General features: G+C 52.5%; 9 protein-coding genes. 8 read left to right on the plus strand and 1 reads right to left on the minus strand.

All coding sequences use genetic code 11. From position 1 onward, the window contains the following. Positions 1-54: 54 nt before the first annotated feature. A complete protein-coding gene (gene uxuA, locus M987_RS20860; protein ID WP_014071048.1) occupies positions 55-1245 on the minus strand; it encodes a mannonate dehydratase in 1191 nt (396 codons plus the stop codon). 205 nt (positions 1246-1450) lie between these two features. On the opposite strand from uxuA, the gene M987_RS20865 reads away from it, so the two are divergent. The 8 genes from M987_RS20865 to M987_RS20900 all read left to right on the plus strand — a co-directional run bounded on the left by M987_RS20865 (position 1451) and on the right by M987_RS20900 (position 11516). Then, entirely contained in the window at positions 1451-2917 is a 1467-nt protein-coding gene (locus tag M987_RS20865; RefSeq protein ID WP_014071049.1) for a mannitol dehydrogenase family protein, read from the plus strand. 115 nt (positions 2918-3032) lie between these two features. After that, entirely contained in the window at positions 3033-4019 is a 987-nt protein-coding gene (locus M987_RS20870) for a CobW family GTP-binding protein (protein WP_014071050.1), read from the plus strand. 34 nt (positions 4020-4053) lie between these two features. Continuing rightward, entirely contained in the window at positions 4054-4767 is a 714-nt protein-coding gene (locus M987_RS20875; protein WP_014071051.1) for a phosphatase PAP2 family protein, read from the plus strand. Positions 4768-5183: 416 nt separating this feature from the next. After that, complete coding sequence (gene mepS, locus M987_RS20880; protein ID WP_014071052.1) at positions 5184-5753, plus strand: bifunctional murein DD-endopeptidase/murein LD-carboxypeptidase; 570 nt, start codon at positions 5184-5186, stop codon at positions 5751-5753. A gap of 181 nt (positions 5754-5934) precedes the next feature. Then, on the plus strand, positions 5935-7491 hold the full coding sequence (locus tag M987_RS20885; protein ID WP_014071053.1) for a cyclic di-GMP phosphodiesterase: 1557 nt from the start codon (positions 5935-5937) through the stop codon (positions 7489-7491). 90 nt (positions 7492-7581) lie between these two features. After that, positions 7582-9387, plus strand: a complete 1806-nt coding sequence (locus M987_RS20890) for an extracellular solute-binding protein (protein WP_014071054.1) — start codon at positions 7582-7584, stop codon at positions 9385-9387. 9 nt (positions 9388-9396) lie between these two features. Next, a complete protein-coding gene (locus M987_RS20895; protein WP_014071055.1) occupies positions 9397-10491 on the plus strand; it encodes a microcin C ABC transporter permease YejB in 1095 nt (364 codons plus the stop codon). Continuing rightward, positions 10491-11516, plus strand: a complete 1026-nt coding sequence (locus M987_RS20900; protein ID WP_014071056.1) for an ABC transporter permease — start codon at positions 10491-10493, stop codon at positions 11514-11516. The genes M987_RS20895 and M987_RS20900 overlap by 1 nt, the downstream gene beginning before the upstream one ends. The last annotated feature ends 1 nt before the right edge of the window (position 11517 follow it).

Raw genomic sequence — 11517 nt, forward strand, 5'->3', positions numbered from 1 at the left:
TATGGCCGGTTTTTTTGTAGACCCGGTAAGCGTAGCGCCACCGGGCAACAGAACTTACAGCAGTTCTGGATACTTCGTCATCTTCAGTGCCAGCTCAACGCCACGCACTTCAGCCATCCCTTTCAGTCGGCCAATTGCCGAATAACCTGGGTTGGTTTTCTTGCGCAGGTCGTCCAGCATCTGATGACCATGGTCAGGACGGAACGGAATAGGACGTAAATCACCCGCGTGTTTACGGCGCTGCTCTTCGGCCAGAATAGCGTCAACCACCGCCACCATGTTCACGTCACCGCCCAGGTGTGCAGCTTCGTGGAAGGTTTTCGGGTTGTCTTCACGGCACGTTGCACGCAGGTGGGTGAAGTGAATACGATCGCCGAAGGTTTCAATCATCCGCACCAGGTCGTTATCCGCACGCACACCGTATGAACCGGTACACATGGTAAAGCCGTTGTAGATACTGTTTACCGTCTCTTTCAGCCACTGCATATCTTCAATGGTGGAAACAATACGCGGCAGGCCGAGAATAGGACGCGGAGGATCGTCCGGGTGAACCGCCAGGCGCACGCCCGCCTCTTCCGCTACTGGCACAATGGCACGCAGGAAGTGCGCCATGTTCTCGCGCAACTGGTTCTTATCTATATTGCCGTACTCCGCCAGACGGGCGCGGAACTGATCCAGCGTGTAACCTTCTTCGGCACCCGGTAGGCCAGCAATAATGTTGCGGGTCAGTTTTTCGATATCGGCATCGCTTGCGGCGTTAAACCATACCAGCGCCTGCTGCTGCTCTTCTGCGGTGTAATCCGCAGCCGCACCTTCGCGCTTCAGAATGTGTAATTCAAATGCCGCGAAGGCAATCTGATCAAAGCGCAACGCTTTTGAACCGTCCGGCAAGGTGTATTCCAGGTCGGTACGCGTCCAGTCCAGAATCGGCATAAAGTTATAGCAAACGGTATCAATACCGCAGACAGCCAGGTTGCGGATGCTTTGCTGATAGTTAGCAATCCAGGTTTCACATTCACCTGAATGCGTTTTGATATCTTCGTGGACCGGAATACTTTCAACAACAGACCAGGTTAAGCCCTTTTCAGCCAGCAGTGCCTGGCGCTTTTTGATTTCGTCTACCGGCCAGACCTGGCCGTTAGGGATATGATGCAGTGCGGTAACGACACCCGTTGCGCCAGCCTGACGCACATCATCAAGAGAAACCGGATCGTTCGGCCCGTACCAACGCCAGGTTTGTTCCATTGCCTCACCCTCTCAAGTTGTTATACCAATATATGTTAATGCAATGACGACTACCATACATGTTTAATGAAAAGGGTCAATACACCACGCCACATTGATTGATCAAACTCACAGAACAGGGATATTTACGGCTCACCAATTTTATTTGTTGTCATATAACTTTACACTGCCATTGTTAATTAATGGTTAATCAGGTGTGTACTTAATGAAGACTATTGCCTCCGCCTCGCTTCCTGCCCACGTCCAGCAGCCACGCTACGATCGCCAGCAGTTACGCTCACGTATCGTTCACTTTGGGTTTGGTGCTTTTCACCGCGCGCATCAGGCATTATTGACCGATCGCGTTCTGAATGCGAAAGGAGGCGACTGGGGGATTTGTGAGATAAGCCTCTTCAGCGGCGATGTGCTGATGAGCCAGCTGCGCGCGCAAGACCACCTGTTTACCGTGATGGAAAAAGGGGCCGACGGAAATCAGCCGATCGTTGTCGGCGCCGTCCATGAATGCCTGAATGCAAAGCTGGATTCCCTGACCGCCATCATTGAGAAATTCTGTGAACCGCAGGTGGCGATTGTTTCACTCACCATCACGGAGAAAGGCTACTGCATTGACCCGGCAACCGGGAAACTGGATCTGAACAATGCCCGCATTGTTCACGATCTGGAAACGCCTTGCGAACCGCATTCCGTACCCGGGATCCTGGTGGAGGCTCTGCACAGACGTCGCGAACGTGGCTTGCCGCCATTTACCGTGCTTTCCTGCGATAACATCCCGGACAACGGCCATGTTGTGAAAAATGCAGTACTGGGGATGGCCCAGAAGCGCTCAGCCGAACTTGCAGAGTGGATTAGCGCGCATGTCAGTTTCCCGGGCACGATGGTCGACAGAATTGTCCCTGCCGCTACGGAAGCTTCGCTTGCGGAAATCACGCAAGAATTGGGTGTTGAAGACCCTTGTGCCATTAGCTGCGAGCCGTTTATTCAGTGGGTCGTCGAAGATCACTTTGTCGCCGGGCGCCCGGAGTGGGAAGTGGCTGGCGTGCAGATGGTGCAGGACGTTTTACCCTGGGAACAGATGAAACTGCGGATGCTGAACGGCAGCCACTCTTTCCTGGCCTACCTGGGTTATCTTGCCGGATACGCACATATCAGCGACTGTATGCAGGACGCCAGCTTCCGCACAGCTGCACGCAGGCTGATGCTGGACGAGCAGGCCCCTACGCTACGTATCACCGACGTTGACCTCACGGCGTACGCCGATAGCCTGATTGACCGTTTTGCCAATCCGGCGTTACAGCACCGTACCTGGCAAATCGCCATGGACGGTAGCCAGAAGCTGCCACAGCGGATGCTGGAGGGTATTCGTGTTCATCTGGAACGTGGTAACGCGTGGCCCCTTCTGGCGTTGGGTGTTGCGGGCTGGATCCGTTATGTCAGCGGTGTGGATGACAGCGGCAACGCTATTGATGTGCGCGATCCGCTCAGCGATAAGATCCGCGCAATTGTCGACGCCAGCAGAAATGATGAGCGCGTCAACGCCCTGCTGACGCTGAATGAAATCTTCGGCCAGGACCTGCCGCAATCGCCGCTGTTTGTTGACGCGGTGAACCAGGCCTATCAGCGTATCGCGCAACGTGGCGCGCGCCAGGCTGTTATCGAGACGTTAAATATTTAGCGATAATTGCGCTTAACGCGAACGGAAATGTTCTCCGTTCGCGTTCCCCCTTCTCATTGCGCGCTTTTTTCGTCAGGATGATGTGCATAGCATCACACTGATTTCTGGAGCGCACATGACCAAAACCAACCTTATCACCGGCTTTCTCGGCAGCGGTAAAACCACCTCAATTCTGCATTTGCTGGCCAATAAAGACCCGGCAGAAAAATGGGCCGTTCTGGTGAATGAATTTGGCGAGGTCGGTATTGATGGCGCATTGCTGGCAGACAGCGGCGCGTTGATCAAAGAGATCCCCGGTGGATGCATGTGTTGTGTGAATGGTTTACCGATGCAGGTTGGGCTGAACACCCTGCTGCGCCAGGGCAAGCCAGACCGTCTGCTGATTGAACCGACCGGACTCGGCCATCCAAAACAAATTCTCGATTTACTGACCGCACCTGTGTATGAGCCGTGGATAGATCTGCGGGCCACGCTGTGCCTGCTTGATCCTCGTCAGTTGCTGGATGAGCGCACCGTTAACAATGAAAACTTCCGCGATCAGCTTGCCTGCGCCGATATTATCGTCGCCAATAAAGAAGATCGTGCAACCGCAGATAGCCATGCGGCGTTTGATACCTGGTGGCAGCATTTTGGTGGTGAGCGCCAGCGCGTATACTCCACACAGGGCAAAATTGACAACGCCCTGCTCGACCTTCCTCGCCTGAATCAGACTGAACTGCCCGCCAGCGCAGCGCATAGCCACAGCCAAAGCGCAACAAAGGGTCTGGCGGCACTGAGTCTGCCTGAACATCAGCGCTGGCGTCGTAACCTGAACAGCGGCCAGGGTCATCAGGCCTGCGGATGGATTTTCGATGCCGATACGGTTTTCGACACCATTGGTATCCTGGAGTGGGCAAGACTTGCCCCGGTGGATCGCGTGAAAGGGATTATGCGTACCCAGGATGGCCTGGTTCGCATCAACCGTCAGGGAGAGGATTTCTTCATTGAAACGCAAAATGTCGCGCCACCAGATAGCCGAATAGAGTTAATTAGTGCGGTTAACACCGACTGGAACGCCTTGCAGTCCAGCCTGTTGAAGCTTCGTTTAAGTTCGGGCGGCTAACGTTGCCCCTGATTTAACTGTAAGCTGAATTGTGATGACGACTCGATTTCCCCTGATTTTATTGCTTAACGTTGCCGGCCTGGCACTCTTTTTCTCCTGGTATCTGCCAGCGGATCACGGTTTCTGGTTCCCGCTGGACTCCGCGATCTTCCACTTCTTTAACGAAGAGTTAGTGAAGAGCCAGGCATTCCTGTGGCTGGTAGCCCTCACCAACAATCGCGCTTTCGACGGCTGTTCGCTGTTAGCGATGGGCGGCCTGATGCTCTCGTTCTGGCTGAAAGAAGATAAATCAGGGCGCCGCCGTATTCTGATTATTGGTCTGGTGATGTTACTGCTGGCGGTGGTGATTAATCAGCTGGCGTCCAACATTATTCCCGTGAAACGCTCAAGCCCAACGCTCTTTTTCAACAATATTCATCGCGTCAGCGAGTTGTTGTCTGTGCCGACAAAAGATGCGTCTAAAGACAGTTTCCCGGGCGATCATGGAATGATGTTGCTTATTTTTGCCGCAATCATGCTTCGCTATTTCGGTCAAAAAGCGTTCGCTGTAGCCCTGATTATTTTTGTGGTTTTTGCCTTCCCACGGGTAATGATCGGCGCTCACTGGTTCACTGATATTGCCGTTGGCTCCCTTTCCGTTGCGCTTATAGCGCTGCCGTGGTGCCTGATGACCCCCTTGAGCGACTGGATAATAAAGCTATTTGATCGCTATCTGCCCCGTAGAATGCAACAAGTTCAGAACAAGTAATTAACCTAAATTCAGGTTATCCATCAGGGATCATTTTCGATCCCTGATGGATTTTCATACATCCCCTGCCCGTTTTGTCATAATCTCGTAATACTATTCGTGATATAAATGAATGCGTTGCACGGTTTTTAACCTAAACTGGCGGCATTTTGAGCAATTCCGTTTATTCACTTTCTGTATCACAATTTCTTATAAAAAAACGGTTATTTTTGCTCGCAATGCCCCTGGCAATCGGTTAATCTCGAACTCGCTTTGCCCCATAGAGACAATTATTTTCAGGGTGAATAATTTTGTGCGTTGTGCCACAAATCTGACCAGAAAGAATTGTCTCATTGTGAACAGATAATTAGTCTCGTCACGGTTGGCATTTTTATAACGATATTTATCGTTAAGGACTTCAAGGGAAAATAAACAAAATGGTCAAATCTCAACCGATTTTGAGATATATCTTACGGGGGATCCCGGCGATTGCAGTTGCGGTACTGCTTTCAGCATGTAGTACATCTAACACCGCGAAGAATATGCATCCTGAGACGCGTGTTGTGGGAATGGAAGATTCCTCTTCACTGCAAGCCTCTCAGGATGAATTTGAGAATATGGTTCGTAACCTGGACGTGAAGTCCCGAATTATGGATCAGTATGCTAGCTGGAAAGGCGTGCGCTATCGTCTGGGCGGCAGCACCAAAACAGGTATCGATTGTTCCGGTTTCGTACAGCGTACTTTCCGCGAACAGTTTGGGTTAGATCTTCCGCGTTCAACCTATGAACAGCAGGAGATGGGCAAGTCGATTTCTCGTACCAAACTGCGTACAGGTGATTTAGTCCTGTTCCGTGCAGGCTCTACGGGTCGACATGTTGGCATCTACATTGGTAACGACCAGTTTGTACATGCTTCCACCAGCAGTGGTGTGACTATCTCCAGTATGAATGAACCTTACTGGAAGAAGCGCTACAACGAAGCGCGACGCGTTCTGACCCGCAGTTAATCTGTCATGTTGCCGGTTATCCCTTGGCTGGTAACACGATAAAAAAAAGCACTGCTTCGGCAGTGCTTTTTTTTGCCCGTCACTCGTAATTCACTTAACGCTGTACCAGACTATAGTCTTGTAATTACGTAAGTTTGGCCGTCCTGATGGCACTCACGGCAATCCAGGAACAACGACGTCTATGTTCACCCGCTACCTGTCCAGTAACCGCAAGATCCTCACCGTCAGTATTTTGGCTGGTTTCTTCATTGCCCTGCTCCTGGGGACATTGCAGTTTTTCTGGAGCTACCATAAGCGGGAAGTCAGATTCGATACTTTAATTACGGATTTGAGCGTTTATATGGAGAACTATTTCGATGAGCTAAAAACCTCAATCGATACACTCCAGCCGCTCACCCTGAATAACTGCCATGACGTTAGCGCTGAGTTAACCTCCCGCGCCGCTTTTAGCATCAACGTCCGCGCCTTTTTACTGGTCAGGGATAACAAGGCTTTCTGCTCCTCCGCAACCGGGCCAATGAACGTCCCCCTGGAAGAACTTATTCCCGAACTTCACATCGATAAACCCATTGATATGGCCCTGCTGCCAGGCACACCTATGCTGCCCAATAAGCCGGCGATTGCTATCTGGTATCGAAATCCATTGGTGAAAAACGGGGGTGTCTTTACTTCCGTCAATATCAACCTGACCCCTTATCTGCTTTACACGGCGCGCCAGGATGAATTTGCAGGTATTGCAGTGATTATTGGCGATCAGGCCTTGTCCACAATGTCTGGCTCTCTGCTCAATGCACACGACCTCCATGAAATTCCCGCCCGCACCGCCACACTGAAAGATGTGCCTCTCACCATTAACTTATATGCCGAACAGTGGACGACGGATGAATTGCTGTTTGCGCTCTTTTTTGGGCTGGTGTGCGGTATCGCGGCCGGGTCACTCAGTTACTATATCCTGACGATTCGCCTGAATCCGGGTAAAGAAATTTTAACCGCCATTAAGCGTGGCCAGTTTTATGTGGTCTACCAGCCGGTGGTGGATGCTAAAGAGCTCAAAATGCGCGGCGTTGAAGTGCTGATGCGCTGGAAACACCCGACGATGGGAGAGATCCCACCCGATGCTTTTATCAATTTTGCCGAAGCGCAAAAACTGATTGTCCCGCTTACGCTCCATCTGTTTGATCTGATCATCCAGGATGCCCCGGTTTTACAAACTGTACTGCCGCCGGGGGCTAAGCTGGGGATTAACATCGCGCCAGGACACCTGCACGCCGACAGCTTTAAAGAGGATATGCGCACGTTCAACGCCGCCCTACCGCCGGATCATTTCCAGACGGTACTGGAAATTACCGAACGCGATATGATTCAGCAGCGTGAAGCCAATCAGCTCTTCGAATGGCTACACAACGAAGGGTTTGAAATTGCGATTGACGATTTTGGCACCGGCCACAGCGCGTTGATTTATCTGGAACGTTTCACGATGGACTATCTCAAGATCGATCGTGGTTTTGTGAACGCGATTGGTACAGAAACCGTCACCTCTCCGGTGCTTGATGCCGTTCTGACGCTCGCAAGGCGCCTGAATATGTCCACCGTGGCAGAAGGTGTAGAAACGCCCGAACAAGCCGCCTGGTTGCGTGAACACGGCGTTAATTTCCTGCAAGGTTACTGGATAAGTCGTCCGATGCCGCTGGCGCAATTCAGAAAATGGCAGCCGGACATGCACCCTGACCGTGAATAATTTCACAACGGTGGCGGCGTCACTTATTATTCAGCTTAACTCAGTGCGCCGATGCGCATAAGTCAGAATAAAAGAGGGAACCGCCGCAAGATGTTAATGCGCTCCGTGTTGCTGTTGCTGGCATTCGTCAGTTTTTCCGGTCAGTCGGAAACCATCAAAGAAAACTACGCCTTTGCCGTGCTGGGTGAGCCTAAGTACGCCATTAACTTTACTCACTTCGATTACGTCAATCCTGCGGCGCCAAAAGGCGGGAAAGTGACGCTCTCGGCAACCGGGACGTTTGATAACTTTAACCGTTTCGCATTACGTGGCGTGGCGGCGGCGCGAACGGAGTCACTTTACGACACGCTCTTTGTGACGTCTGACGATGAGCCAGGCAGCTATTATCCGCTGGTGGCAGACAACGTCCGCTATGCCGATAACTTCTCCTGGGCGGAAATATCGATTAACCCTCAGGCTCGTTTTCATGACGGCTCGCATGTGCAGGCAAGCGATGTGGCCTTCACGTTTCATAAGTTTATGACCGAAGGTGTTCCGCAGTTCCGCCTGGTGTATAAAGGCGCAACGGTTAAGGCCATCGCCCCGCTGACAGTACGCATCGAACTGAGTGAACCGAATAAAGAGAACATGCTCAGCCTGTTCTCACTGCCCGTCATGCCAGAGTCTTTCTGGAAAAACCACAAACTCAGCGACCCCTTATCCACACCACCGCTGGCAGGCGGGCCTTATCGCATTACGGACTGGAGCATGGGGCAATATGTGGTCTATTCCCGCGTCAAAGACTATTGGGCTGCCAATCTTCCCGTAAACCGTGGCCGCTGGAACTTCGATACCCTTCGCTATGATTACTATCTCGACGACAACGTGGCGTTCGAAGCCTTTAAAGCCGGCGCCTTCGATTTACGCGTGGAGAACAGCGCCAAAAACTGGGCCACTCGCTATATCGGCAAAAACTTCACCAACGGGTATATCGTCAAAGACGAACACAAAAATGAGTCTGCGCAAGATACGCGCTGGCTGGCGTTCAATATCCAGCGCCCTGTATTTACCGATCGCCGGGTTCGCGAGGCTATTACCCTGGCATTTGATTTCGAATGGATGAACAAAGCGCTGTTTTACGGGGCCTACAGCCGCGCTAACAGCTATTTCCAAAATACCGAATATGCGGCACGCAATTACCCGGACGCTGATGAACTCACCTTGCTGGCGCCACTGAAAGCGGAGATCCCGCCAGAGGTGTTTACCAGCGTGTTTCAGCCACCGACATCCGACGGCAAGGGCTTTGATCGCGAAAACCTGCTGAAAGCCAGCAAACTGCTGGATGACGCAGGTTGGGTTCTGAAAGATCAGAAACGAGTCAATACACAAACAGGTAAACCGCTGAGCTTTGAGCTTTTGCTCTCTTCGGGCGGAAATGACCAGTGGGTTCTGCCGTTTAAACAGAATCTTGCCAGACTTGGCATCACCATGAACATTCGTCAGGTCGATAATGCGCAGATAACGAACCGGATGCGCAGCCGCGATTACGATATGATGCAGCGTCTGTGGTCCGCCCAGCCGTGGCCAAGCTCTGATCTGCAAATCTCGTGGGCCTCCAGCTACATCAATTCGTCCTATAACGCGCCCGGCGTGAAAAGCCCGGCTATCGATGCGCTGATCGCCAAAATTGTGGCGGCACAGGGAGATAAGACCAAACTGTTACCTTTAGGGCGTGCCCTCGACAGGGTGTTAACCTGGAATTATTACATGCTGCCGATGTGGTATATGGGCGAAGACCGCGTGGCCCAATGGAACAAATTCTCGCAGCCCGCCGTACGCCCCATTTACTCACTGGGATTCGATAACTGGTGGTACGACGTTAATAAAGCCGCCAAACTGCCCGCAGAGCGGCGTTAAGGAACCAAAATGGGTGCTTATCTGATACGCCGCTTATTGCTGGTTATCCCTACGCTGTGGGCGATTATCACCATTAACTTTTTTATCGTGCAAATTGCCCCAGGCGGCCCGGTTGATCAGGCGATTGCCGCTATTGAGTTTGGCAATAACGGCGGGATGCCCGGCGGCGGCGGTGAAAACCTGAGCGCCAGCCACGCCAGAACCGGGACAGGCAATATCAGCGAAAGCCACTACCGGGGTGGGCGCGGGCTTGATCCAGAAGTGATCGCCGAAATAACCCACCGCTACGGTTTTGATAAACCCATACACGAGCGTTATTTCAAAATGCTCTGGGACTATGTGCGTTTTGACTTTGGCGACAGCCTGTTTCGCAGCGCCTCCGTCTTAACCTTGATTAAGCAAAGCCTGCCTGTCTCCGTGACGCTCGGCCTGTGGGGCACGCTGATTATCTATCTGGTGTCTATTCCGCTTGGGATCCGCAAGGCGGTTTACAACGGCAGTCGCTTCGATATCTGGAGCAGCACATTTATTATCATTGGTTACGCCATCCCGGCGTTTCTGTTCGCGGTGTTGCTGATTGTCTTTTTTGCCGGTGGAAGTTACTTCGATGTCTTCCCGCTGCGCGGATTAGTGTCAGCGGATTTCAGCACCCTGCCGTGGTATAAAAAAATCACGGATTATTTCTGGCACATCACGCTGCCCGTCCTCGCCACGGTGATTGGCGGATTTGCAGCGCTGACCATGCTCACCAAAAACGCCTTTATGGATGAGATCCGCAAACAGTATGTGGTGACCGCACGCGCAAAAGGCGTGGGTGAGAAGCAGATTATGTGGAAGCACGTGTTCCGCAACGCCATGCTGTTGGTGATAGCCGGATTTCCTGCCACGTTCATCAGTATGTTTTTTACCGGTTCGCTGCTGATAGAAGTCATGTTCTCGTTAAACGGTCTGGGTCTGCTGGGTTATGAGGCCACCGTCTCGCGCGATTACCCGGTGATGTTTGGCACACTCTACATTTTCACCCTGATTGGCCTGCTGCTGAATATCATCAGTGATATCAGCTATACGCTGGTTGATCCCCGAATCGATTTTGAGGGTCGCTGATGCCGCGTTTAAGCCCCGTCAATCAGGCCCGCTGGGCCCGTTTTCGCCACAACCGCCGCGGCTACTGGTCGCTGTGGATTTTTGCCGTGATCTTTATCTTCAGCATGTGTTCAGAGCTGGTGGCTAACGATAAACCGCTGCTGGTGCACGTTAATGACCGCTGGTACGTCCCCGTGCTGGCGAATTACAGCGAAAGCGATTTTGGCGGCCCTTTCGCCACGCCGGCGGTGTACCAGGATCCGTGGCTTCGCGAACAGATAGACCAGCACGGCTGGGCGCTCTGGGCCCCTGTTCGCTTTGGTGCCAACAGCATTAACTATGCGACCTCAGCCCCCTTCCCGTCGCCCCCTTCAACGCAAAACTGGCTGGGAACCGACGCAAACGGCGGCGATGTGCTGGCACGCATCCTCTACGGGACACGTATCTCTCTGCTTTTCGGGCTGATGCTGACGCTTTTCTCAAGCGTGATGGGCGTTGTGGCAGGTGCGGTTCAGGGTTATTACGGCGGAAAGATCGACCTCTGGGGACAGCGCGTGATTGAGGTCTGGTCCGGGATGCCGACGCTGTTTTTAATTATCCTGCTCTCAAGCGTGGTGCAGCCCAACTTCTGGTGGCTACTGGCCATTACGGTGCTCTTTGGCTGGATGGCGCTGGTGGGCGTGGTTCGCGCCGAATTTTTACGTACCCGTAATTTCGATTACATTCGCGCCGCACAGGCGCTGGGGGTCAGCGACCGGGGGATCATCTTCCGCCATATGCTCCCCAATGCCGTGGTGGCTACCCTCACCTTCCTGCCCTTTATTTTGTGCAGCTCCATCACCACCCTGACGTCGCTCGATTTTCTCGGGTTCGGCTTGCCCCTTGGGTCGCCTTCGCTCGGTGAATTGTTGCTGCAAGGCAAGAATAACTTGCAGGCGCCCTGGCTTGGCATAACGGCATTCCTTTCTGTAGCGGTGTTGCTCTCGCTGCTGATTTTTATTGGCGAAGCCGTGCGCGATGCCTTTGATCCCAATAAGGCGGTATAAG

Source organism: Enterobacter soli ATCC BAA-2102, from assembly GCF_001654845.1.
Classification (GTDB): Bacteria; Pseudomonadota; Gammaproteobacteria; order Enterobacterales; family Enterobacteriaceae; genus Enterobacter; species Enterobacter soli.